The organism is Streptomyces sp. M41(2017), assembly GCF_002078175.1.
Lineage (GTDB): Bacteria > Actinomycetota > Actinomycetes > Streptomycetales > Streptomycetaceae > Streptomyces.
Map to the genome: position 1 here is coordinate 4812573 of NZ_MWFK01000001.1, position 24703 is coordinate 4837275.

24 protein-coding genes are annotated in these 24703 nt (G+C 71.9%); 13 read left to right on the forward strand and 11 right to left on the reverse strand.

The annotated features are described in order from the left end of the window. Positions 1–51: 51 nt before the first annotated feature. The 12 genes from B0675_RS20990 to B0675_RS21045 all read left to right on the forward strand — a co-directional run bounded on the left by B0675_RS20990 (position 52) and on the right by B0675_RS21045 (position 14160). The gene (locus tag B0675_RS20990) at positions 52–1203 is read left to right on the forward strand and encodes an FAD-binding oxidoreductase (RefSeq protein WP_081220344.1); all 1152 of its coding nucleotides are present in this window, start codon (positions 52–54) and stop codon (positions 1201–1203) included. Then, a complete protein-coding gene (locus tag B0675_RS20995) occupies positions 1200–1532 on the forward strand; it encodes a (2Fe-2S)-binding protein (RefSeq protein WP_081220345.1) in 333 nt (110 codons plus the stop codon). The genes B0675_RS20990 and B0675_RS20995 overlap by 4 nt, the downstream gene beginning before the upstream one ends. Then, the gene (locus B0675_RS21000; protein WP_081220346.1) at positions 1525–2949 is read left to right on the forward strand and encodes an NAD(P)/FAD-dependent oxidoreductase; all 1425 of its coding nucleotides are present in this window, start codon (positions 1525–1527) and stop codon (positions 2947–2949) included. The genes B0675_RS20995 and B0675_RS21000 overlap by 8 nt, the downstream gene beginning before the upstream one ends. 130 nt (positions 2950–3079) lie before the next feature. Further along, positions 3080–3979 (forward strand): dihydrodipicolinate synthase family protein, encoded by a 900-nt coding sequence (locus B0675_RS21005; protein WP_081220347.1) that lies wholly within the window; start codon positions 3080–3082, stop codon positions 3977–3979. Positions 3980–4031: 52 nt separating this feature from the next. Further along, positions 4032–5033: a proline racemase family protein gene (locus B0675_RS21010; protein WP_081220348.1), complete on the forward strand. Its 1002-nt coding sequence runs from the start codon at positions 4032–4034 to the stop codon at positions 5031–5033. Between the two features lie 106 nt (positions 5034–5139). Further along, positions 5140–5829, forward strand: coding sequence for a GntR family transcriptional regulator (locus tag B0675_RS21015; protein WP_081220349.1), 690 nt, complete (start codon positions 5140–5142; stop codon positions 5827–5829). Between the two features lie 79 nt (positions 5830–5908). Next, complete coding sequence (locus tag B0675_RS21020; protein WP_179165334.1) at positions 5909–6907, forward strand: LacI family DNA-binding transcriptional regulator; 999 nt, start codon at positions 5909–5911, stop codon at positions 6905–6907. Positions 6908–7074: 167 nt separating this feature from the next. Beyond that, positions 7075–8430, forward strand: a complete 1356-nt coding sequence (locus B0675_RS21025) for an extracellular solute-binding protein (protein ID WP_081220351.1) — start codon at positions 7075–7077, stop codon at positions 8428–8430. 8 nt (positions 8431–8438) lie between these two features. After that, positions 8439–9410 carry a sugar ABC transporter permease gene (locus B0675_RS21030; protein ID WP_081220352.1) on the forward strand — a complete coding sequence of 324 codons (972 nt, stop codon included), beginning with the start codon at positions 8439–8441 and terminating at the stop codon, positions 9408–9410. Then, positions 9407–10282 (forward strand): carbohydrate ABC transporter permease, encoded by an 876-nt coding sequence (locus B0675_RS21035; RefSeq protein ID WP_081220353.1) that lies wholly within the window; start codon positions 9407–9409, stop codon positions 10280–10282. The genes B0675_RS21030 and B0675_RS21035 overlap by 4 nt, the downstream gene beginning before the upstream one ends. Positions 10283–10321: 39 nt before the next feature. Beyond that, positions 10322–11923, forward strand: a complete 1602-nt coding sequence (locus tag B0675_RS21040) for a glycoside hydrolase family 13 protein (RefSeq protein WP_081220354.1) — start codon at positions 10322–10324, stop codon at positions 11921–11923. A 53-nt stretch (positions 11924–11976) separates the two neighbouring features. Next, entirely contained in the window at positions 11977–14160 is a 2184-nt protein-coding gene (locus tag B0675_RS21045) for a discoidin domain-containing protein (RefSeq protein ID WP_081220355.1), read from the forward strand. Here the strand turns inward: B0675_RS21045 and B0675_RS21050 are convergent. From B0675_RS21050 to B0675_RS21065, 4 genes are read right to left on the reverse strand one after another with little or no spacing between them, the layout of a single operon-like run. After that, positions 14129–14941: an ABC transporter ATP-binding protein gene (locus B0675_RS21050; protein WP_081220356.1), complete on the reverse strand. Its 813-nt coding sequence runs from the start codon at positions 14939–14941 to the stop codon at positions 14129–14131. The two genes, B0675_RS21045 and B0675_RS21050, sit on opposite strands and share 32 nt — an antisense overlap. 23 nt (positions 14942–14964) lie before the next feature. Then, positions 14965–15774: an ABC transporter permease subunit gene (locus B0675_RS21055; protein ID WP_081221921.1), complete on the reverse strand. Its 810-nt coding sequence runs from the start codon at positions 15772–15774 to the stop codon at positions 14965–14967. Positions 15775–15779: 5 nt separating this feature from the next. Further along, complete coding sequence (locus B0675_RS21060) at positions 15780–16589, reverse strand: ABC transporter permease (RefSeq protein ID WP_241539831.1); 810 nt, start codon at positions 16587–16589, stop codon at positions 15780–15782. Next, positions 16586–17557, reverse strand: a complete 972-nt coding sequence (locus B0675_RS21065) for an ABC transporter substrate-binding protein (RefSeq protein ID WP_081220358.1) — start codon at positions 17555–17557, stop codon at positions 16586–16588. Before B0675_RS21065 ends, B0675_RS21060 begins: the two co-directional genes overlap by 4 nt. Positions 17558–17742: 185 nt before the next feature. On the opposite strand from B0675_RS21065, the gene B0675_RS21070 reads away from it, so the two are divergent. Then, on the forward strand, positions 17743–18558 hold the full coding sequence (locus B0675_RS21070; RefSeq protein WP_081220359.1) for an IclR family transcriptional regulator C-terminal domain-containing protein: 816 nt from the start codon (positions 17743–17745) through the stop codon (positions 18556–18558). Here B0675_RS21070 and B0675_RS21075 read toward each other — a convergent pair. The 7 genes from B0675_RS21075 to B0675_RS21105 form a co-directional block, all read right to left on the reverse strand. Further along, on the reverse strand, positions 18509–19444 hold the full coding sequence (locus tag B0675_RS21075) for a PDR/VanB family oxidoreductase (protein WP_081220360.1): 936 nt from the start codon (positions 19442–19444) through the stop codon (positions 18509–18511). The two genes, B0675_RS21070 and B0675_RS21075, sit on opposite strands and share 50 nt — an antisense overlap. Then, a complete protein-coding gene (locus B0675_RS21080; RefSeq protein WP_081220361.1) occupies positions 19441–19620 on the reverse strand; it encodes a hypothetical protein in 180 nt (59 codons plus the stop codon). Before B0675_RS21080 ends, B0675_RS21075 begins: the two co-directional genes overlap by 4 nt. Beyond that, the gene (locus B0675_RS21085) at positions 19617–20681 is read right to left on the reverse strand and encodes an aromatic ring-hydroxylating dioxygenase subunit alpha (protein ID WP_081220362.1); all 1065 of its coding nucleotides are present in this window, start codon (positions 20679–20681) and stop codon (positions 19617–19619) included. The genes B0675_RS21080 and B0675_RS21085 overlap by 4 nt, the downstream gene beginning before the upstream one ends. Before the next feature lie 259 nt (positions 20682–20940). Next, positions 20941–21798, reverse strand: a complete 858-nt coding sequence (locus tag B0675_RS21090; protein WP_081220363.1) for a YhjD/YihY/BrkB family envelope integrity protein — start codon at positions 21796–21798, stop codon at positions 20941–20943. Positions 21799–21908: 110 nt separating this feature from the next. Further along, positions 21909–22922, reverse strand: coding sequence for an FAD-dependent monooxygenase (locus B0675_RS21095; protein WP_081220364.1), 1014 nt, complete (start codon positions 22920–22922; stop codon positions 21909–21911). Then, the gene (locus B0675_RS21100) at positions 22919–23458 is read right to left on the reverse strand and encodes an isoprenylcysteine carboxylmethyltransferase family protein (protein ID WP_081220365.1); all 540 of its coding nucleotides are present in this window, start codon (positions 23456–23458) and stop codon (positions 22919–22921) included. The genes B0675_RS21095 and B0675_RS21100 overlap by 4 nt, the downstream gene beginning before the upstream one ends. A 30-nt stretch (positions 23459–23488) precedes the next feature. Further along, entirely contained in the window at positions 23489–24583 is a 1095-nt protein-coding gene (locus tag B0675_RS21105; protein WP_081220366.1) for a 3-oxoacyl-[acyl-carrier-protein] synthase III C-terminal domain-containing protein, read from the reverse strand. Positions 24584–24703: the final 120 nt, after the last annotated feature.

A 24703-nucleotide genomic window follows, 5' to 3' on the forward strand; every position in this document is an offset into this window, starting at 1 on the left:
CTCACGGCGCCGGCCATTCCGTACAACAGAAGCATGTGACATAGTACTGACGTGAGCAAGCCCCTTACCTGCGATGTCGTGGTCGTCGGTGCCGGAATGGTGGGTGCCGCCTGCGCTCTGTACGCGGCTCGCGCCGGCCTCGACGTGGCCGTGGTGGACCGCGGCCCGGTCGCCGGCGGCACGACCGGCGCGGGCGAGGGGAACCTCCTCGTCTCCGACAAGGAACCCGGCCCCGAACTCGATCTCGCCCTGCTCTCCGGGCGGTTGTGGGCCGACCTCGCCGAGGAACACGCGGCGGCTGTGGAGTACGAGGCCAAGGGCGGGGTCGTCGTGGCCTCCACGCCCGACGGGCTGGCCGCGCTGGAGACGTTCGCGACCGCCCAGCGCGCGGCGGGTGTCCTGGCCGAACCGGTCACCGCCGACCGGCTCCACGACCTGGAACCGCACCTGGCCGCCGGCCTCGCGGGCGCCGTGCACTACCCGCAGGACACCCAGGTGATGCCCGCCCTCGCCGCCGCCCGCCTCGTCCGGGCCTCGGGTGCGCGGCTGTTCACGGGGCACACCGTGACCGAGGTGCTGCGGGCGCGGGACGGATCGGTCCGCGGGGTGCGCACCGACCGGGGCGACCTGCACGCGCCGGCCGTCGTCAACGCGGCCGGGACCTGGGGCCGTGAGGTGGCGGCCCGCGCCGGTGTCGGCCTTCCCGTCCTGCCCCGCCGCGGGTTCGTCCTGGTGACCGAACCGCTGCCGCGCCGCGTCCGGCACAAGGTGTACGCCGCGGACTACGTCGCCGACGTGGCCAGCGACTCGGCCGCCCTCCAGACCTCACCGGTGGTCGAGGGCACGGCGGCCGGTCCGGTCCTGATCGGCGCCAGCCGTGAACGGGTCGGCTTCGACCGCTCGTTCTCGCTGCCGGTCGTCCGCCAACTGGCGGCGGGCGCCACCCGGCTCTTCCCCTTCCTGGCGGAGGTGCGCGCCCTGCGGACCTATCTCGGCTTCCGGCCGTATCTGCCGGACCACCTGCCCGCGATCGGCCCGGACCCCCGGGCGCCCGGCCTCTTCCACGCCTGCGGCCACGAAGGCGCGGGGATCGGTCTGTCCACCGGGACCGGTCACCTCCTCGCGCAGGTCATGACCGGCGCGACACCCGACCTCGACCTCGCGCCGTTCCGGCCCGACCGCTTCCCCGAGGAGGCCGTGTGAACCCGCTGGAGCTGGCCGGGGCCGAGCCCGGACCCGCGTTCACCGTCACCCTCGACGGCCGCGAGATCGAGGCACTGCCCGGCCGTACGGTGGCCGCCGCGCTGTGGGCCGCGGGCGTCGCCTCCTGGCGCACCACCCGCGACTCCGGCCGGCCGCGCGGTGTCTTCTGCGGCATCGGCGTCTGCTTCGACTGCCTCGTCACCGTCAACGACCGCCCCAACCAACGGGCCTGCCTGGTCCCGCTGGAACCCGGCGACGCGATCCGCACCCAGGACGGCACCGGCCACGACGTGGGCCGCGGTCAGGAAGGCACGGGCCACGATGACTGACGGACGGCACCACCTGGCGGTGATCGGCGCGGGGCCCGCGGGGCTCGCCGCGTCCCTCGCCGCGGCGGCCCGCGGGATCCGCGTGACGCTGATCGACGCGGGCGTCACGGCGGGCGGCCAGTTCTACCGGCGCCCCGCACCCGGTCTGCGCGCCCGTCGTCCCGGCGCCCTGCACCACCAGTGGCGCACCTGGGAGCGACTGGAGGAAGGGCTCGCGCGGCACCTGGAAGCGGGCGCGGTCGAGCACCTGACGGATCATCATGTCTGGCTGGTGGAAGGGGCGACGGCCGGGGGCGACAACGGCACGGCGCCGGCCTTCGCGGTGCACGCCCTGCCGGGCCCCCTCCAGGAACGCTCCGTCGTCGTACGGGCGGAGGCGGTGCTCCTCGCCACCGGCGGATACGAGAAGGTGCTGCCGTTCCCCGGCTGGACCCTTCCGGGTGTCGTGACGGCGGGCGGGGCCCAGGCCATGCTCAAGGGCGGACTCGTCGTACCGGGCCGCACCGCCGTCGTCGCCGGGACCGGGCCGCTGCTGCTGCCGGTGGCCACCGGACTGGCCGCCGCCGGGGCCGACGTCGCCGCGCTGGTGGAGTCCGCCGACCCGCGCGCCTTCGCCCGCCGGGCCGCCGCGCTGGCGGCCCAGCCCGGAAAGATCGCCGAGGGCGCGCGCTACGCGGCCCGACTCCTGCGCCACCGCGTCCCGTTCCTCCCCCACCACACCGTGGTCGAGGCGCACGGCGAGGAGCGGCTCGACGCCGTCACCGTCGCCGCGCTGGACGCCGACGGACGGGTCAGGGCCGGTACCGGGCGGCGCATCCCCTGCGACACCCTCGCCGTCGGCCACGGCATGATCCCGCACACCGATCTCGCCGGGGCGCTCGGCTGCCGCACCGACGGACTCCGGGTCGACGTGGACGACGAGCAGCGCACCGACGTGCCCGGTGTCTGGGCCGCGGGGGAGACCACCGGTGTCGGCGGTTCCGCCCTCGCCCTTGCGGAGGGACACATCGCGGGCCGATCCATCGCGGCCCGGCTCTCCGGTACCGCACCCGACCCGCGCGCGGCGGCCCGCGCGATCCGCTCCCGTACCCGCCTGCGGGCCTTCTCCGAGGCGCTCGACACCGTGTACGCGCCGCCCGCGCACTGGACGGACCAGGTCACCGACGACACCGTCGTGTGCCGCTGCGAGGAGGTGACGGGCGGCCCGATCCGCCAGGCCGTCGCCGACCTCGGCGCCAGTGACGTCCGCACGGTGAAGCTCCTCACCCGCGCCGGGATGGGATGGTGCCAGGGCCGGATGTGCGAGCCGGCGGTGGCCGGCCTCGCGGGCTGCGAACCGACCCCCGCGCGCAGGCTGTTGGCGCGCCCGGTACCGCTCGGCGTGCTCGCGAGGGCCGGAGAGGAACCGGATGGCTGAGCGCCGGGCCCCGTCCCCCTCCGCCCGGCCGCCGACCGTGCGCCACCGGTCCCCGTCCTGAGCCTCAGCTGAGGCCTTCCACTCGGGCTTCAGTAAAATGTCACACCCTATCGAGAGGGATGAGTACGTCATGACGGTCACCCCCGACCACCGCCCCTGGCGCGGAGTCCTCGTCGCCACCGCGCTCCCGCTGAACGACGACCTCTCCGTGGACCACGACCGCTACGCCGAGCACTGCGCCTGGCTGGTCGAGAACGGCTGCGACGGAGTCGTGCCCAACGGCTCCCTCGGCGAGTACCAGGTCCTCACCCCCGAGGAACGCGCCCGGGTCGTCGAGACGGCCGTCTCCGCGATCGGCGGGCAGCGGGTGATGCCCGGCGTCGCCGCCTACGGTTCCGCAGAGGCGCGCCGCTGGGCCGAGCAGGCCGCCGAGGCGGGCTGCGGCGCCGTGATGCTCCTGCCGCCCAACGCCTACCGGGCCGACGAGCGGTCCGTCCTCGCCCACTACGCCGAGGTCGCCCGGACGGGCCTCCCCGTCGTCGCGTACAACAACCCCATCGACACCAAGGTCGACCTGGTCCCCGAGCTGCTCGCCGAGCTGTACGCGGCCGGTTCGATCCAGGGCGTCAAGGAGTTCTCCGGGGATGTGCGGCGCGCCTACCGCATCGCCGAACTCGCCCCGGACCTCGATCTGCTGGTCGGGGCCGACGACGTCCTGCTGGAACTCGCCGTGGCGGGCGCCAAGGGCTGGGTGGCCGGCTACCCGAACGCGCTGCCCCGGGCGAGTGTCGAGCTGTACCGCGCCGCCGTCGCCGGAGACCTCGACACGGCGGGCAAGCTCTACCGGCAGCTGCACCCGCTGCTGCGCTGGGACTCCCAGGTCGAGTTCGTCCAGGCCATCAAGCTGTCCATGGACGTCGTCGGCCGCCACGGCGGCCCGGTCCGCCCGCCCCGCGTACCGCTCCTGCCCGCCCAGGAGGCGGCCGTCAGGGCGGCCACGGAACGGGCCGTCGCCGCCGGTCTCGTCTGAGCGGCGGCCGGCCCGCCGCTCGTCCGTCCCGCCGACACCACCCAGGAGTGCCATGCGCAGCAAAATCGTCCTGCACGCCGTCGACTCGCACACCGAGGGCATGCCCACCCGGGTGATCACGGGCGGCATCGGCACGATCCCGGGCGCGACGATGAACGAGCGGCGGCTGTACTTCCGTGAGCACCGCGACGACGTCAAGCAGCTCCTGATGAACGAACCGCGGGGGCACGCGGCGATGAGCGGCGCCGTCCTCCAGCCGTCCACCCGGCCGGACTGCGACTTCGGCGTGATCTACATCGAGGTCTCCGGCTACCTCCCGATGTGCGGACACGGCACGATCGGTGTCGCGACCGTGCTGGTGGAGACGGGCATGGTCGAGGTCGTCGAGCCGGTCACCACGATCCGGCTCGACACCCCGGCGGGCGTCGTCGTCGCCGAGGTCGCCGTCGAGGACGGCGCGGCGAAGGAGGTGACGCTGCGGAACGTGCCCTCGTTCTCCGTCGGCCTCGACCTGAAGGCCACGCTCGCCGACGGGCGCACGGTGACCTACGACCTCGCGTACGGCGGGAACTTCTACGCGATCCTGCCGCTGGAGCAGTTCGGACTGCCTTTCGACCGCTCCCGCAAGGACGAGATCCTCGCGGCCGGACTGGCCCTGATGGACGCGGTCGAGGACGGGGGCGGGCCCGTGCACCCCGAGGACCCGTCCATCCGCGGCTGCCACCACGTCCACCTGTACGCCCCCGGGGCGACGGCCCGTCTCTCGCGCCACGCGATGGCCATCCACCCCGGCTGGTTCGACCGGTCGCCCTGCGGGACGGGCACCAGCGCGCGCATGGCCCAGCTGCACGCGCGGGGCGAACTCCCGCTGCACACCGAGTTCGTGAACGAGTCGTTCATCGGGACACGGTTCACCGGACGGCTGCTCGGTGTGACCGAAGTGGCCGGGATCCCCGCGGTGCTGCCCAGCTTCACGGGCCGCGCGTGGATCACCGGGACGGCCCAGTACCTCCTCGACCCCACCGATCCGTTCCCGGCCGGGTTCGTCCTGTGAGCGGCCCGCCCCGGGGACGTAGATACTGGTGGTCCGAGTAGGACGTGACATGGCACCCGGCCGGTGCGGCGACAAGGCGGCGCACCGGCCCGTACGAGGAGACCCGATGGCCGCCCAGCGCAGCAGCGCACCTTCCGCCGCTCCCGCCCTGCCCTCACTGGGCGGGAAGCGGAGCAGCTATCGCGAGCGCGTGGCCGACGCGCTGCGGGCGGCCCTGATCGCGGGCGAACTGCGGGCCGGCGAGGTCTACTCGGCGCCCACGCTGGCGGCGCGCTTCGGTGTGTCGGCGACGCCGGTCCGCGAGGCGATGCTCGATCTGGCCAAGGAGGGACTGGTCGACACGGTGCCGAACAAGGGGTTCCGGGTCACCGCGGTCTCCGAGCGGCAGCTCGACGAGTACACGCACATCCGCTCCCTCGTCGAGATCCCCACGGTCGTGCGGCTGGCCACCACGGCGGACCCCGTCTCCCTGGAGGCCCTGCGTCCCGCGGCCCGGGAGATCGTGACCGCCGCGGCGGCCGGCGACCTCATCGCGTACGTGGAGGCGGACATCCGGTTCCACCTGGGCCTCCTCGCCCTCGCGGGCAACGCGCACCTGGTGGAGGTCGTCGGCGACCTGAGGAAGCGCTCGCGCCTGTACGGGCTCACGGCGCTCGTCGAGGCGGGCCGGCTGGAGGCCTCGGCGGAGGAGCACCTGGAGCTTCTCGACGCCCTCCTGGACCGCGACGAGCAGGCGGTGCGCTCGGTGATGACCCGCCACCTGGGGCATGTCCGGGGGCTGTGGGCCGCTCCCTGAGGGGTCGCCACATGGCCGTTCGTGAAATGGCCGGTCCATTACGCAAGCAGCTTGCATTTCTTGCGCTATTCTTGCGGTCATGACGCGACGACTTGCTCAGGTGGCGAAGAAGGTCGGGGTCAGCGAGGCCACGGTCAGCCGGGTGCTCAACGGCAAGCCCGGAGTCTCCGATTCCACCCGGCAGGCGGTTCTCTCCGCCCTGGACGTCCTCGGCTACGAGCGGCCGACCCAGTTGCGCGGCGAACGCGCGCGGCTCGTCGGGCTGGTCCTGCCCGAGCTGCAGAACCCGATCTTCCCGGCCTTCGCCGAAGTGATCGGCGGGGCGCTCGCCCAGCTCGGTCTCACGCCCGTGCTGTGCACGCAGACCAAGGGCGGAGTCTCCGAGGCGGACTATGTGGAACTGCTGCTTCAGCAGCAGGTCTCGGGCGTGGTCTTCGCCGGCGGTCTCTACGCGCAGGCGGACGCTCCGCACGACCACTACCGGCAGCTCGCGGACCGCAACATTCCGGTGGTGCTGGTCAACGCGGCCATCGAACACCTCGGATTCCCCTGCGTCTCCTGCGACGACGCGGTCGCCGTCGAACAGGCCTGGCGCCATCTCGACTCCCTCGGCCACGAGCGCATCGGCCTCGTCCTCGGCCCCGGCGACCACATGCCCTCGGGCCGCAAGCTCGCCGCCGCGCGCGCCCTCGCGCCGCACCTGCCCGACGAGCACGTCGCCCGGGCGATGTTCTCGCTGGAGGGCGGTCAGGCCGCGGCCACCCGGCTGCTCGACCGGGGCGTCACCGGGATCATCTGCGCGAGTGACCCGCTCGCGCTCGGCGCCGTACGGGCCGCCCGCCGCAAGGGACTCAGTGTGCCGGGCGAGATCTCCGTCGTCGGCTACGACGACTCGGCCTTCATGAACTGCACCGAACCCCCGCTGACCACCGTCCGCCAGCCGATCGAGGCGATGGGGCGCGCCGCGGTGGAACTGCTCAACGCGCAGATCGGCGGCAGCAGTGTGACGGCCGAAGAGCTCCTGTTCGAGCCGGAGTTGGTCGTGCGCGGGTCGACAGCGCAGGCCCCCCGCGGCTGAAGTTTCCCGCAACCATACGCCACAGGGATCCCTGTCGCTGTCAAATAATTACAGATTCTGCGCGACATCTTGCGGACGGATGTCGTCGGTGCTTGAGTGTGCGGCGCCAGAACACGGCGGCGCGCCCGCCGTGGGCCTTCCTCGCTCCAGCCCGAAGGGGTCCACCAATGAGAAGCACCGGGTTCCGCCGTACCTTCGTCACGCTCATGGCGTCGTCCGTCGTGCTCAGCGCCGCCGCGTGCGGTTCGAGCGACGACGACGGCAAGGCGGCCGACGGAAAGACCCGTATCACCGTCAACTGCGAGCCGCCCAAGAGCGCCAAGGTCGACCGCTCGTTCTTCGACGCCGACACCAAGGCCTTCGAGAAGGCCAACCCGAACATCGACGTCGTCAGCCACGACGCGTTCCCCTGTCAGGACCCGAAGACCTTCGACGCCAAGCTCGCCGGCGGCCAGATGGAGGACGTGTTCTACACGTACTTCACCGACGCCAAGCACGTCGTCGACGTCAACCAGGCCGCCGACATCACGAGTTACGTCAAGGACCTGAAGAGCTACAGCACCATCCAGCAGCAGCTGCGCGACATCTACACCGTGGACGGCAAGATCTACGGCGTCCCGCGCACCGGCTACTCGATGGGCCTCATCTACAACAAGGCGCTCTTCAAGAAGGCCGGCCTCGACCCCGACAAGCCCCCGGCCACCTGGGAGGAGCTGCGCGCGGACGCCAAGAAGATAGCCGCGCTCGGCAAGGGCACCGTCGGCTACGCCGATTACAGCGCCCAGAACCAGGGCGGCTGGCACTTCACCGCCGAGCTCTACTCGCAGGGCGGCGACGTCGTCAGTGAGGACGGCAAGAAGGCCAACATCGACACCGCCGAGGGCAAGGCCGTCCTGCAGAACCTCAAGGACATGCGCTGGAGCGACAACTCCATGGGCAGCAAGCAACTGCTGGTCATCAACGACGTCCAGCAGATGATGGGCTCCGGCAAGCTCGGCATGTACCTCTCCGCGCCCGACAACATCCCGATCCTGGTCAAGGAGAAGGGCGGCAACTACAAGGACCTCGGCCTGGCTCCGATGCCCGGCGGCAAGGGCACGCTCATCGGCGGCGACGGCTACATGTTCAACAAGAAGGACACGCCGGCCCAGATCAAGGCGGGCCTCAAGTGGCTCGACTCCATGTTCCTGACGCCCGGCGACGGCTTCCTCGGTGACTACGCCCGCGCCAAGCAGAACAACGCCCCGGTCGGCCTGCCCGAGCCGCGCCTGTTCACCGGCGCCGCGGACGCCAAGGACCAGGAGGTCAAGAAGGCGAACGCGAACGTGCCGGTGGAGAACTACCAGGCCTTCCTCGACGGCAACCAGAGCCTCGACATGAAGATCGAGCCGCCGCAGGCCCAGCAGATCTACTCCGTCCTCGACGGCGCGGTGTCCGCGGTCCTCACCAAGAAGGACGCCGATATCGACCAGCTCCTCAAGGACGCCTCCGGAAAGATCGACTCCATCCTGGCCCGAGGCTGACACCGTTCATGAAGACCGCATCGAAGCCCCCCGCAGCGTTCCCTCCGGCCGCCGTCGGCGCGCCGGAGGCGCCGCGGTCGGCAGGACGCCGGCCCGGGACCCCCTGGCGCCGGCGCCTGGCCGACCAGGCCCGCGCCTACGCGTTCCTCATCGGCGGTGTGCTCTGCTTCGTCCTGTTCTCCTGGTACCCGGCGATCCGCGCGGTCGTGATCGCCTTCCAGAAGTACACGCCCGGCAGCGGCGGTGAATGGGTCGGCACCGCCAACTTCACCCGGGTCTTCCACGACCCGGAGTTCACCGCCGCCTGGCGCAACACCCTCACCTTCACCGTGATCGCCCTCCTCATCGGCTTCGCGGTCCCCTTCGTACTGGCGCTGGTCCTCAACGAACTGCGGCACGCGAAGGCCTTCTTCCGCGTCGTGGTCTATCTGCCGGTGATGATCCCGCCGGTGGTCAGCGCCCTGCTGTGGAAGTGGTTCTACGATCCCGGAGCGGGCCTCGCCAACGAGGCGCTGCGCTTCCTGCACCTGCCGACCTCCAACTGGTCGAACGGCGCCGACACCGCACTCGTCTCGCTGGTCATCGTGGCCACCTGGGCCAACCTCGGCGGCACCGTCCTCATCTACCTCGCCGCGCTGCAGAGCATCCCCGGCGAGCTGTACGAGGCGGCCGAGCTGGACGGCGCGAGCCTCCTCCAGCGCGTCCGGCACGTGACGATCCCGCAGACCCGCTTCATCATCCTGATGCTGATGCTGCTGCAGATCATCGCCACCATGCAGGTGTTCACGGAACCGTTCGTGATCACCGGCGGCGGCCCCGAGGACAAGACGGTCACGGTGCTCTACCTGATCTACAAGTACGCCTTCCTCTACAACGACTTCGGAGGGGCCTGCGCGCTCAGCGTCATGCTGCTCGTCCTGCTGAGCGCCTTCTCCGCGGTGTACCTGAGGCTGACCCGCTCGGAAGGGGACGACGCATGAGCACGCGCACCCTGGTCTCCCCGCTCACCCTGGCCCGCCCGCGCGGCAAGGCCGTCTACTGGACCGTCTTCTGCGGCGTCGTCCTGCTCTTCGCGCTGGCCTTCCTGTTCCCCGTCTACTGGATGGTGACCGGCGCCATGAAGTCGCCGGACGAGGTGACGCGTACACCGCCGACCCTCGTCCCCGACACGTGGCACCTGTCCGGCTACACCGACGCGTGGGACCTGATGGACCTGCCCACGCACCTGTGGAACACGGTCGTCCAGGCGGCGGGGGCCTGGATCCTCCAGCTCGTCTTCTGCACCGCCGCCGCGTACGCCCTCTCCAAGCTGAAGCCGGCCTTCGGCAAGGTGATCCTCGGCGGCATCCTCGCCACCCTGATGGTCCCGGCGCAGGCCCTGGTCGTACCGAAGTACCTGACGGTCGCCGACCTGCCCCTCATCCACACCAGTCTGCTGAACGACCCGCTCGGCATCTGGCTGCCGGCCGTCGCCAACGCCTTCAACCTCTATCTCCTCAAACGCTTCTTCGACCAGATCCCGCGCGACGTCCTGGAGGCCGCCGAGATCGACGGCGCCGGGAAACTGCGCACCTTGTGGTCGATCGTGCTGCCGATGTCCCGGCCCGTCCTCGGCGTCGTGTCGATCTTCGCCCTGGTCGCCGTGTGGCAGGACTTCCTCTGGCCGCTGATGGTCTTCTCCGACACCGACAAACAGCCGATCAGCGTGGCACTCGTCCAGCTGTCGCAGAACATCCAACTGACCGTGCTCATCGCCGCGATGGTCATCGCGAGCATCCCCATGGTCGTGATGTTCCTGGTCTTCCAACGGCACATCATCGCCGGGATCAGCGCGGGCAGCACCAAGGGCTGACGCCTGTACGTGACCTCCTCGAACGAAAGGCATCGCACCGTGGGACAGCCCCGCCCTGCCCGAAATCAGTCCGCGTGGTGGCGATCCGCCGTCATCTACCAGGTGTACGTCCGCAGCTTCTCGGACGGCGACGGCGACGGCACCGGCGACCTCGCGGGTGTCCGCGCCAGACTTCCCTATCTCGCCGAACTCGGCGTGGACGCACTGTGGTTCAACCCCTGGTACCGCTCGCCCATGGCCGACGGCGGCTACGACGTCGCCGACTACCGCTCCATCGACCCGGCCTTCGGGACGCTCGCCGAGGCGGAGAAGCTCATCGCCGAGGCCCGTGAACTGGGCATCCGCACCCTGGTCGACATCGTGCCCAACCACGTGTCCGACCAGCACCCGTGGTTCCAGGCGGCCCTCGCGGGCGGCCCGGAACGCGACCTGTTCCACTTCCGCCCCGGCCGCGGCGAGAACGGCGAACTCCCGCCCAACGACTGGCCCTCCCAGTTCGCCGGCTCCACCGAACCCGTGTGGACCCGGCTGCCCGACGGCGACTGGTACCTCCACCTCTTCACCCCCGAGCAGCCGGACCTCAACTGGGACCACCCGGCCGTCCGGCAGGAGCACGAGGAGATCCTCCGCTTCTGGTTCGACCGGGGCGTCGCGGGCGTCCGCATCGACTCGGCCGCGCTGCTCGCCAAGGACCCCGAGCTGCCGGACTACGTCGAGGGCGTCGACCCGAACCCGTACGTCGACCGCGACGACCTGCACGACATCTACCGCTCCTGGCGGTCGGTCGCCGACGCCTACGACGGGGTCTTCGTCGGCGAGGTCTGGCTCCCCGACACCGAGCGCTTCGCCCGCTACCTGCGTCCGGACGAGCTGCACACCGCGTTCAACTTCTCCTTCCTGTCCTGCCCCTGGGACGCGGCACGGCTGCGTACCTCCATCGACGACACCCTCGCGGAGCACGCGCCCGTCGGGGCGCCGGCCACCTGGGTGCTGTGCAACCACGATGTGACCCGCACGGTCACCCGCTACGGCCGCACCGAGACCGGCTTCGAGTTCACCGCCAAGGCCTTCGGCACCCCCACCGATCTCGCCCTCGGCACCCGAAGGGCCCGGGCCGCCGCCCTGCTCTCGCTCGCCCTGCCCGGCTCCGTGTACGTCTACCAGGGCGAGGAACTCGGCCTGCCCGAGGTCGAACTGCCGCTGGAGAGCATCCAGGACCCGATGTACCTCCGCTCCGGCGGAACCGACCCGGGCCGCGACGGATGCCGGGTGCCCCTGCCCTGGCAGGCCGAGGCGCCGCACGCCGGGTTCGGCGGCGACCCGTGGCTCCCGCAACCCGCCGACTGGCCCGCCTACGCGGCCGACCGGCAGGCCGAGGACCCCGACTCGATGCTGAGCCTGTACCGGACCGCCCTCGGCATCCGCCGCGCCGAACCCGGATTCGGCGACGGCCCGCTCACCTGGCTGCCCGCACCCGAGGGCGTCCTCGCCTTCGCCCGCACCGACGGCCTGCTCTGCGTCGTCAACCTGGCCGACGGACCGGTCGAACTCCCGGAGCACTCCGAACTCCTGCTCGGCAGCGCCGCGCTGGACGCGGACGGATTCCTCCCACCGGACACGGCGGTGTGGCTGCGCGCCTGACGCCGCCGGACCGCGCACCGCTGCCCCCACCCCCACCTCGAAGGGATCAGCACATGCACAGCAGCACTGCCGGACGCGTCGGACGCGTGCCCCTCGCCTGCGCCGCGGCCGTCGCCCTCGCCGCCGGGACGCTCGCCGCCACCACGGCCCACGCCGCGGTGGCGGCGGCCGGCGCGAGTCTCCCCTTCACCTCGGTCGAGGCGGAGTCGGCCACCACGACGGGTACGAGGATCGGCCCCGACTACACCCAGGGCAGCCTCGCCTCGGAGGCCTCCGGCCGGCAGGCCGTCCGCCTGTCCGCGGGCCAGCGCGTCGAGTTCACCGCCCCGCGCGCGGCCAACGCCGTGAACGTCTCCTACAGCGTCCCCGACGGGCAGTCGGGGACGCTCGAGGTGTATGTCAACGGAACCAGGATCCCCAAGACGCTCCCGGTCACCTCCAAGTACTCCTACGTGGACACGTCCTGGATCGCCGGCGCCAAGCAGCACCACTTCTTCGACAACGCCCGGCTGCTCCTGGGCCAGAACGTCCAGGCGGGCGACAAGATCGCCTTCCAGGCCGCCTCGACCCAGGTCACCGTCGACGTGGCGGACTTCGAACAGGTCGCCGCCGCCGCGGCCCGGCCCGCGGGATCGGTGTCCGTCACCGACAAGGGCGCGGACCCCAGCGGGCAGGGCGACTCCACCCAGGCCTTCCGGGACGCCATCTCCGCCGCCCAGGGCGGCGTCGTGTGGATCCCGCCGGGCGACTACCGGGTGACGTCCTCGCTCAGCGGCGTCCAGAACGTGACCCTCCAGGGCGCCGGCGGCTGGTACTCCGTCGTCCACGCGTCCCGCTTCATCGACCAGGGCGGCTCCTCCGGCGGTGTCCACCTCAAGAACTTCGCCGTCATCGGCGAGGTCACCGAGCGCGTCGACTCCAACCCGGACAACTTCGTCAACGGCTCCCTCGGACCCGGCAGTTCGGTCTCCGGGATGTGGATCCAGCACCTCAAGGTCGGCCTCTGGCTGACCGGCAACAACGACAACCTCGTGGTGGAGAACAACCGCATCCTCGACACCACCGCCGACGGCCTCAACCTCAACGGCAACGCGCACGGCGTCCGCGTGAGCAACAACTTCCTGCGCAACCAGGGGGACGACTCGCTCGCCATGTGGTCGCTGAACGGCGCCGACAGCAACTCCAGCTTCGAGAGCAACACCATCTCGCAGCCCAACCTCGCCAACGGCATCGCGATCTACGGCGGCACCGACATCAGCGTCAAGAACAACCTGGTGTCCGACACCAACGCCCTCGGCAGCGGCATCGCCGTCTCCAACCAGAAGTTCCTCGACCCCTTCTCCCCGCTCGCCGGCACCATCACCGTCGACGGCAACACCCTGGTACGCACCGGGGCGGTCAACCCCAACTGGGGCCACCCGATGGGCGCGCTGCGGGTCGACTCCTACGACAGCGCGATCAACGCGAGCGTCGACATCACCGACACGACCATCACCGACAGTCCGTACAGCGCCTTCGAGTTCGTCTCCGGCGGCGGCCGCGGATACGCGACGTCCCGCATCAACGTGACCGGGGCGACCGTGAAGAACACCGGGACGGTCGTCGTCCAGGCCGAGACACCGGGCTCCGCGAAGTTCAGCAACGTCCAGGCCACCGGCGTCGGCGCGGCCGGCATCTACAACTGCCCCTACCCGAGCGGCTCGGGCACCTTCACCCTCACCGACGGCGGAGGCAACTCCGGCTGGAGCAGCACCTGGTCGAACTGCTCGGCCTGGCCGCAGCCCGGACAGGGAACCCCGCCGCCGGACCAGAACGCCAACCTGGCCAAGGGCCGGCCGGCCACCGCCACCGGCTCCCAGGACGTCTACACCCCCGGCAGAGCCGTCGACGGGGACGCCAACAGCTACTGGGAGTCGAGCAACAACGCCTTCCCGCAGGCCCTCACGGTGGACCTCGGCTCCGCCCAGGCGGTCCGTCGCGTCGTCCTGAAGCTGCCGCCCGCCACGGCCTGGGCCGCCCGCACCCAGACCCTGTCCGTGCTGGGCAGCACGGACGGCTCCGGCTACTCCACGGTGGCCGGCTCGCAGGGCTACCGCTTCGACCCGGCAAGCGGCAACACCGTGACGATCCCGCTGCCGGCCGGCACGAGCCTACGCTACCTCCGGCTGAACGTCACGGCGAACACCGGCTGGCCCGCGGCGCAGCTCAGCGAAGTGGAGGCGTATCCGTCCTCGTGAGGACCTCCCCGCGCTTCGCCGCCTGGATCTGCTCGTACACATGGGTCCGCAGCTCGGCGAAGCGCGGGGCCACGCGCGTGTGCAACTGGTCCCGCTCGTCCGGCAGATCCACCGTCAGCTGCTCCCGCACCACGGTGGGGGAGGCCGAAAGGATCAGGACTCTCTCGCCGAGATAGACCGCCTCGTCGATGTCGTGGGTCACGAACAGGATGGTCATCCCGCGCTCCCGCCACAGCCGGCGCACCAGGTCCTCCAGGTCGGCGCGGGTCTGCGCGTCGACCGCCGCGAACGGCTCGTCCATCAGCAGCACCTCGGGCTCGTAGGCCAGGGCCCGGGCGATGGCGACCCGCTGCTGCATCCCGCCGGACAACTGCCACGGATAGGCGCCGGCCGCGTCCGACAGCCCGACGGACTCCAGCGCGTCGGCGACCAGTTCGCGCCGCCGGCCCCTGCCCAGCCTCTTCTGCCTCAGGGGCAGTTCGACGTTCTCGCCGACCCGCATCCAGGGGAAGAGGCTGCGCCCGTACTCCTGGAAGACGAAGGCCATGCCGGGCGGCGGCCCGCTCACCGGGCGACCGGCGAGCCGCACCTCGCCCGCCGTCGGGGTGAGCAGCCCGGCCATGCACTTGAGCAGGGTCGTCTTGCCGCAGCCCGACGGGCCGACCAGACAGACGAGTTCACCCGTGTCCACCGTGAAGGTGAGGTCGCGGACCGCCTCCACCCGGCGCCCCGCCCCCTCGTAGACCTTCCGCAGGCCGGTGACGACCAGAGACGCGTGCATGGACCGCCCTTTCGCGAGCGTCGTCACGGGGACCGCCGGGAGGAGTCCCGCAGACCGTGGTACCAGCCGAGCACCCGGCGCTCCACGAGCCGGAAGACGACCGAGAGAAGGAACCCGAGCAGACCGAGGACGAGGATCCCGGTCCACATGTCGGGGATCGCGAAACCGCGCTGGAACTGCACGATGGTGAAGCCGAGACCGTTGCTGGCCGCGAACATCTCGCTGATGACCATCAGGATGATCCCGATGGACAGCGCCTGGCGCAGCCCCGCGAAGATCTGCGGGCTCGCCGCGGGCAGCACCACCGCGCGCATCCGCGCCGGGCCGGTGATCCCGTACGAGCGGGCCGTCTCGGACATCACGGAGTCGACGGCCCGCACCCCCTCGACCGTGTTGAGCAGGACCGGCCAGACGCAGCCGCTCGCGATCACCACGATCTTCATGGTGTCGCCGATCCCGGCGAACAGCATGATGACGGGGACGAGGACGGGCGGTGGCACCGCGCGCAGGAACTCCAGGACGGGTTCGCACACGGCCCGCACCGTCCGGTACGAGCCGATGAGCGTGCCGAGGGCGATCCCGGCGACGCCGGCCACCGCGTAGCCGGCGAGGAGCCGCAGCAGACTGGGCAGCAGGTCGGCGCGGAGCCGGTCGCCCGTCCAGACGTCCGGGAACGTCCGCAGGATGGTGCGCAGCGGTGGCCAGTACACGTTCGTGCTGCCGTCCGAGGCGAGCCACCACACGGCGACGAGCAGGGCGGGGAGCGCGACGACGAACAGCGCCCGCGGCAGGAGGGCCCTTCCCCTCTTCGGCCGGCTGCGGCCGGTGGGCACGTCCGTCACACCGCCACCTCCCCGCGCACCGACTGGTGCCAGGCCAGCGCGTGCCGCTCCACCGACCGGGCCCCCACATTGATGAGCAGTCCGAGCAGACCCGTGACGACGATGAGCGCGTACATCTCGGGGACCGCCTGCGAGGTCTGGGCGACCGCGATACGTGCCCCCAGCCCCGGTGCGCCGATGACGAGTTCGGCGGTCACGGTGAGGATCAGGGCGACGGACGCGGCGAGCCGGACGCCGGTCATCACGTAGGGGAGGGCCGTCGGCCACAGGACGTGGCGCACCCGCGCCCAGGCGCCGAGTCCGTACGAGCGCGCCGTCTCCTCGGCCACCGGGTCGACGTCCCGCACGCCGTACATGACCTGGACGAGGACCTGCCAGAAGGAGGCGTACACCACGAGGAGCAGCACCGACCGCAGTTCGGTGCCGTAGAGGAGCACGGCGAGCGGGATGAGGGCCACCGAGGGGATGGGGCGCAGGAACTCGATCGTCGAGGCGGTCGCTTCCCGCAGATACGGCACCACCGACACGGTCACCCCGGCGACGATGCCCGCCCCGACCGCGATGGCGAGGCCGAGGGCCCAGCCGGTGAGGGTGTCGCCGAGGTCCGTCCAGAAGGCGCGGTCGCCGATCTCGTCGACGAGCGCGCCGGCGATGCGGCTGGTGGGCGGGAAATACCGCTCCTTGACGATGCCGAGCCGCGGCACCACCTCGCCGAGGGCGAGGAAGGCCGCGAGCCCGGCGGCGCCGAGCACGGCGTTCGGGACCCGCGCGGCGGCGCCGCCCGCATGTGGTCGCCTCCGCTTCACGGCAGCAGCTTGTCCAGGTCGGGCGCGGTCTTGAACAGCCCGTCCTGCTGCCCGAGTTGCTCCAGTGCCTCGATCGACGCGCGGTTCGCCCGGGCCGGCCACTTCGGCAGCGTCACCTTCGCGAGGACGGCCGCCGGGATCTTCGTGTACGTGGTGACGATCGCGCGGACCTCGTCCGGGTGGGTGTCGGCGTAGGCGAGGGACTCGGCCGTAGCCGCCTGGAACTTCTTGACGGTGTCGGGGTGCTGCCGCGCGTACTGGTTCGAGGTGAAGTACACCGCGACGGTGAGGTTCTTGGCGACGTCGACCAGGGACGAGGCGATCTGGGTGGCGCCCTGGCTCGTGACCGTGGCGAGCGCGGGCTCGACCACCATGGCGGCGTCGATCTGGCCGCTGTCGAGGGCCGCGGGCATCTGGTCGAAGGCCAGCTCGACGAACTTCACCTTCGCCGGGTCGCCGCCCGCCTTGCGCACGGACTCCCGCACGGCCGTCTCGTTGATGTTCTTGAGGGTGTTGACGGCGACCTTCTTGCCCTCCAGCTGCTTCGGCGAGCTGATCGCACTGCCCTTCTTGACCGTGATGGCGCCGAAGTCCTCGCCCGTGACGCCCGTCGAGGCCACACCGTTGGCGATGGCGCGCACGGGAACGTTGTTCGACTGGGCGACCATCAGTGAGGTCATGTTGGAGAAGCCGAACTGGAACTGGCCCGAGACGACCCCCGGCACGATCGCGGCGCCGCCCTGCGCCGTCGTCAGCGACAGCTTCAGTCCGTGCTTGGCGTAGAAGCCCTTCTTCTGGCCCAGATAGACGGGGGCGACATCGACGATGGGGATGACACCCAGCTTGACCGTGGTGGTGCCGCCGGACGACGCGTTCTTGTCCGAGGCGCCACCGCCGTCGGACGAACCGCAGGCCGACGCGGCGACCAGAAGGGCTCCGACCGCGATACCGGCGAGCAGACGACGCATGGCTCCTCCTGTGCAGACGTAAGTGTTCCGACAGGTTGTGCGCAGACCGCACAATGGTGCACAGCGCGAAGGTAGAACCCCGCCGGAGCCGGGTCAATGGCTCTGGCTGACAATATTGTTGACAGTTGTCGAAGCGTGCTCCCGGTCGCGCGGGGAGTGCTCCGCGCGTCCCTCTGGAGGCGACGATGCCCGCGGCTGCCCGAGCACCCCACTTCGTCCGGTCCTTCGAACGCGGGCTGGCCGTGATCCGTGTCTTCGGCGCCGACCGGCCCGAACTGACCCTCAGTGAGGTCGCGCGGGGCTGCGGCCTGACCCGCGCGGCGGCGCGCCGGTTCCTGCTCACCCTGGCCGACCTCGGCTACGTCCACACGGACGGCCGGACCTTCCGGCTCACCCCACGCGTCCTGGAACTCGGCTACGCCTACCTCAGCGGCTTCACCCTCCCCGAGATCGCCCTGCCCCATCTGGAACAACTCGCCGACACGGTAGGGGAGTCGAGCTCCCTGTGCGTCCTCGACGGCGACGACGTCGTGTACGTCGCGCGGGTCCCCACCCGGCGCATCATGGCGGCGACGATCACCGTCGGCACCCGCTTCCCCGCCCACGTCACCTCCGTGGGCCGGGTGATCCTCGCGCATCTCACGGACGAGGAGACCGACATCCGGCTGGCCCGCGCCGACCTGCGGCCCCTCACCGCGCGGACCCTCGTGTCGGCGGACCGCCTGCGCACGGAGCTGCGCCGGGTGCGCCGGCAGGGCTACGCCATCGTCGACCAGGAGCTGGAGGAGGGCCTGCGGTCGGTCGCCGCCCCGGTGCGGGACCGGGACGGCGTGGTCGTGGCCGCCGTGAACATCCCCGTGCACGCCAGCCGCAACACCCTGGACTCCGTCCGCCGCGACCTGCTGCCCCACCTGCTGGCCACGGTCGGGCGGATCGAGGCGGACCTCCGGGTCACAGGTCCAGCACGAGCCTCTTCCCCCGGCAGCGGGACACACAGATGAGCATCGTCTCGCCGGACTCCCGTTCCTCGTCCGAGAGCACCGCGTCCCGGTGGTCCGGCGTGCCGTCGAGCACGTCCGTCTCGCAGGTCCCGCAGGTGCCCTGGGTGCAGGAGAAGAGCACCTCGACGCCGGCCGCGCGCACGGCGTCGAGCACCGAGACCCCGGGGACGACGGTCACGCTCCGCCCGGACCGCTCCAGTACGACCTCGAACTCCGCCTCCCCGCACGTCTCCTGGGGCCCGGGCCGGAACCGCTCGACGCGCAGCACCTCCGCCGGGCAGGCCGCCTCCACCGCGTCGAGGAGCGGACCCGGACCGCAGCAGTAGACGAGGGTGCCGTCGGAGACGCCGTCCAGCACGGGGGCGAGATCCAGCAGACCCGACTCGTCCTGCGGCGCCAGCGTGACCCGCTGCCCGTACCGCGCCAACTCCTGGGTGAACGCCATGGATCCGCGGGAGCGTCCGCCGTACAGCAGCGTCCACTCCGCGCCCGCCGCGTCGGCGGCGGCGAGCATCGGCAGGATCGGTGTGATGCCGATGCCACCCGCCACGAACCGGTAGCGCGGCGCGGGCGCGAGAACGAAGTGGTTGCGCGGTCCCCGGACCCGGACCAACGACCCTTGCGTCAACCGCCCGTGGACATGGGCGGATCCGCCCCGGCCGTCCGGCTCCCGCAGTACCGCGATCCGCCACTCCCGGCGCTCCGCCGGGTCCCCGCACAGGGAGTACTGGCGTTCCAGGCCGGGTTCGAGGACCACATCGACGTGTGCTCCCGGCCGCCAGGGCGGGAGTTCCGCGCCCCGGGGGTCGCGCAGGGTCAGGGCGACCACCTCGTCGGCGACGGACTCCCGCCGTGCGACGACGAGTTCGGCCTCGTACGTGTTCATGAACCGCCGTCCCCCGCTCCGCCGGTCTCGTGCCCCTCGGGATGGGCGAGCATCCACTCCCACATCGCGACCGGGTCCTCGGCGGTGTGCTCGGCGCCGCAGTGGCAGGTGCCGTGCAGCACGTCCGTGCCCGGCAGCCAGTCCACGCGGTAGATCTCCCCGGCCGGGCCGCTCACAGCGCCTTCTCCACCGGCTTGTCGCCCTCCTCGGCCAGCCGGGCCAGGATGCGGCGGGCGGCGAGGCCGCCGGTGTCGATGTTGATGCTCAGCTCCTGGTAGCCGGAGCGTTCGGTGCCGAGTGTCCGCTGGAGGAGGTTGAGCGCGTCGACGTCCTGCATCACCACCGTGTGGTTGAACTCCCGCAGAAAGGCGGTGACCTCCTCGTCCTCACGGGCGAAGTCCCGCGACACGGCCCAGAAGTCGTACACCGCGCCGTCGGCGGACGGTGTGATGGCGTACGTGATCTCGGTGTGGAAGGCGTTCGGGTCGCTGCCGTCCGGCTCCGGCGCCACGCCGACCGGCGCGATCCTGCTGTGCAGCAGATAGAGACACGGCGCGTGGTACTCGATGTCCTGCCAGCGGGTGATGCGGCCCTCGATGCCGGTCGAACGGGCGTAGAAGGGCGGGCACTCGGCGTCGTCCATGTGCCGCGAGACCCGCACGATCCCCGCGCCCTCGTCGACCTCGGTGGAGATCGGGGTCTCCGCCACCTCGGGCGTCCCGATGTACCCGCCGTGCAGATACGTCTCGTGGGAGAGGTCGAGGAGGTTGTCCACGAGGAGGCCGTAGTCGGCGTCGATGGGTTCCATGCCGCTGACCGTCGTCCACTCCGGCGCGTCCATGTGCCGGGCGCGCGGCACCGCGTCCGGGTCGGCGAGCGCCGGGTCGCCGATCCACACCCAGACGAACAGGTCCTGCTCGACGACCGGGTAGGCGGCGACCCGGGCGGTGCGCGGTATCCGTTTCTGCCCCGGCACGTACACGCACGTCCCGGTCGTGTCGTAGGTGAAGCCGTGGTAGCCGCAGATGATCCGGTCGCCGTCGAGCCGGCTCTCGGAGAGCGGGAAGCGGCGGTGCACACACCGGTCCGACAGGACGACGGCGGTCCCGTCCTCCTCGCTGCGGTAGAGGACGAGCGGCTCCCCGAGGACCGTCCGGCCGAGCAGTTCGCGCCCCACCTCGTAGGTGTAGGCGACGACGTACCACTGGTTCCTGGCGAAGGAGGTCGTGTGCGGCATGGAGCGGCTCCCGTCTCTGGGTGGTGGCGTCATCGTCGGGACGGACTCCGCGGCCCCGCAACACCACTTCCGTCCGGCGGAAGACGTGCCCGCTCCGCGGCAGGCCCCAGGAGGGCGCGGCCGCCGGGTCCGCCCGACCCCGACGACCACGGGGCGCCTTCGAGGACGTCGAAGAGACCGGGTGACCGCCCGCGCCTTCGCGGCGACCGGCCCCCGGCGCTCCCGGCACGCGGCCCTCGGCGCGCGCGGCGTCCGCCCGTCATCCCTCCCTGCGACCGGCCCTGCGTCTCCTCACCGCCTCGGCCACCGACGGGAGTTCCTCGTGCAGGAGCCGTCCCACCAGGGCACCGTCGAACACGACGACTCCCACGCCGACCAGCCAGGACTGGACGACCAGGGCGGTGCCGAAAGGGCCGTAGGTGACGGCGCTGGAGGCGATCAGGGGTGAGAACACGAGGCGGGAGAAGACGCGCAGGCCCAGCAGACCGAGGGCGGTCAGGACCGCGCCCGGCAGCAGCGCCGGCCAGGAGATCCGGCCGCCGAGCAGTACCCACTGCGACCACCAGAAGAAGAGGACGGCGCTCAGCGTCGCGGCCAGCGTTCCGGCGGCCGAGTGGCGCCACAGGGTGGTCGTGGCGGTCAGGAAGAGCGAGCCGACCAGCACGGCGAGCCAGAGCACATGGCGCCATCTGGCGTACCAGCGGGCCGGGGTCAGGTCCCAGACCTTCTCGTAGCCCGTCTGCACCGCCGCACCGAAACCGAGACCGAAGACGGCGAGGGCGGCGAGGCCGAAGGCCGTCGTGGTCTGCAGGACCTGACCGGGCCGCGTGAACAACCGCGCGACCTGTTCCCGCGCGGGCCGGGACACACCGAGACCGTCCCCCAGCCACTCGGCGAACCCCCGCCCGTGCGCCGGGTCCGCCGCCGAGACGACGATCAACAGCGGCACCAGGGTGAGGAATCCGAGTGCGGCGAAGCCCAGCGATCGCGACGCCAGCTCGATCTCTGTGCTCCGCCGCCAGCCCCGTCCGACGGGCGAATCACGCAGCGCGCGGCCCAGCCGGGTCCGTGGGGGCGGGCGGTCGGCGTCGGCTTCGCCGGGAGACGTCTTCGGCATGCAGGTCGATTATCACAGGTGCCGACCCCTCCGACAGGGCCCGGAACAACGTGCCTTGGCCCCGTCCGTGCCGGATCGGCGGCCGGTGGAGCCGCTGTGACCCGGGTGCGCTACTGGAGTGCCCGGACCGCCGCCGCGAAGAGCGGGGGCATCCGGGAGGCCGCCGGGACGATGAGGCGGGCCGCCCCCGGGCGACTGCTCGCCCTCAACAGTGCCCCCGTCAGCAGACGATGACGGCGTGTCAGATTTACCCAGGCGTGCTCGTACTCCTGAGGGCGTCCCGCGGCGAGACAGCGGACGGCGGCTCCGGCGGTCCCCACCGCGAGCGCGACGCCCTCGCCCGTCAGGGCGTCGAGGTATCCCGCCGCGTCCCCCACGAGCAGCACACGGCCCGCGACCCGGCGCCGCACACGCTGGAGCAGCGGCCCGGCGCCCCGCACACTCGTGTCGGCGGGGCCGCGCAGCGAGGCCGCGAGGGCCGGGAACTCGGCGAGGTGGTCGTCGTACGGGCGACGGGTACGGCTGAGGACGGCGACGCCCACCAGGTCGTCGGCCACCGGCGTCACGTACGCCTCCCCGTGCCGCGACCAGTGGACCTCCACGAAGTCCGTCCACGGCTCGACGCGGAAGTGCCGGCGCAGCCCGTAGCGGCCGTGCGGCCGGGCGGCGCGTTCCAGACCGAGTCCGCGGCGCACGGGGGAGTGCAGGCCGTCGGCGGCGATCAGCCAGCGGGCGGTGATCCCGGCGGCGGTGACCGTGTCCTCGTCCTGCCGCACCTCGCCGACCTTGCCCTGCACGACGCGCACGCCGAGTCCGAGGGCGCGCCGGTGCAGCGCTTCGTGCAGCGCGGTACGGCGGATCCCCAGCCCCGGCCGCCCCCGGAAGGGCGCCTCCGCACGGGCGGCCCCGTCCACGTACCGGATGCCGCGCAGGTCCCGCCCCGTCACCTCGACACCCAGCGCCCGCAGCGCCGCGACACCGCTGGGCATGACGCCCTCCCCGCACGCCTTGTCCACGGGGGAGACCCGGGGCTCCACGACGACGGCCTCCAGGCCCGCGAGCGCGGCGTGCGCGGCGGCGGCCAGCCCGGCCGGCCCGCCGCCCGCCACCAGCACGTCGATCACGCCGGCACCGTCGCGGCCGGTGCGGTGGCGGACGCCAGCGCCCGGTTCTCGCAGCGGATGCGCACACGGAGCAGCACCGCGTTCAGGACGGTGAAGACGACCGCGGTGACCCACGCCGTGTGGACGAGCGGGAGGGCGACACCTTCGGCGACCACCGCCACGTAGTTGGGATGGCGCAGCCGCCGCCAGCGATACGGGCCCTTCGTCACCAACGGCAGACCGGGGACGACGATCACCCGCGTGTTCCACCGCGGGCCGAGGCTGCGGATGCACCACCAGCGCAGGCCCTGGGCGGCCGCGAGCACGGCCAGCATCGGCCACGCGAGCGCGGGGACGAAGGGCCGGCCGGCCCGCCACACCTCGACGAGACACCCCGCCAGCAGGCCGGTGTGCAGGGCGACCATCGCCGGGTAGTGGCCCTGCCCCGCGACGGTCGCGCCGCGCGCGACGCTCCAGCGTTCGTTGCGGCGGGCGACGACGAGTTCGGCGACGCGCTCGGCGGCGACGACGGCCACGAGAAGTCCGTACCAGATCATGATTCCTGTGTCCTTCGGCGGTACGGGCCACTACCAGCGCAGCAGGACGAGTTCGCAGGCGAAGCCCGGTCCCATCGCCAGCAGCAGACCCGGGGTGCCCGGTGCCGGGCGGCGGTCGGCGAGGGTGTCGCGCAGCACGTGGAGCACCGAGGACGAGGACAGGTTGCCGACGTCCTTCAGGTGACGCCACGTCACATCCAGCGCGCCCTCCGGCAGGTCGAGAGCCTCGGTGACGGCGTGCAGGACCTTGGGGCCACCCGGGTGGCACACCCAGGCGGTCACGTCCTTCGGCTTCAGGCCGTGGTCGCCGAGGAACCCCTCGACGTCCTCGGCGAGATAGCGCCGCACCACGTCGGGGACCCGCGGGTCGAGGACGACCTGGAAGCCGGAGGTCCTGATCTCCCAGCCCATGACGCTTCCCGTGTCCGGGTACAGGTGACTGCGGGTGTCGATGACGGTCGGGCCGTCGCTCGCGAGCCCCGCTGTGCCCTCTGCGCTCCCGGCCCTCGCCGCGGCGCGGTCCGCGCCGCAGGCCACGACCGCGGCGGCGCCGTCCCCGAACAGGCCGGTGGCCACGAGGTTGGCCATCGAGGCGTCGTCGCGCTGGAAGGTGAGCGTGCACAGCTCGACGGAGAGCAGGACCGCCACCTGGTCGGGCCGGCCGAGCAGGTAGTCGTGCATACGGGCCAGCCCGGCGGCGCCCCCGGCGCAGCCCAGGCCGAACAGCGGCAGCCGTTTGACGTCCGGGCGCAGTCCGAGACGGCCGACCAGCCGGGCGTCGATCGACGGCGTGGCGATCCCCGTGACCGACGTGAAGATGAGCAGGTCCACGTCGGCGGGGGAGAACCCCGACCGGCGCAGCGCCTCCCGGACCGTCCTGGCGCCCAGGTCGGTGGCCGCCGTGATGAAGACGTCGTTGGCGGCGCCGAACCCGTCGAGCTCCCCGTACCGTTCGAGCGGCAGCGTCGTGTGGCGGGAGCGGACCTGCGCGCTGCTGTGCAGCCGGTCCAGGACCCGGCGGTCGGCGCCCTCCGGCAGGCAGGTGCGCGCCACTATGTCGGTGATCGCGGACTGGGCGTGACGGTGGGGTGCGAGGGCGCCGTGAACGGCGGCGATCCGCGTCATGTGGTTCCCGTCCGGTGACCGACTGGGTGGATGCCTGCACCTGTTCCCCGGGCCGCGCCCGCGCCACCAGGGATCGCCCGTCCGGCGGCTCTGCCCGGACGGACGTTCGCACCGTCGGGC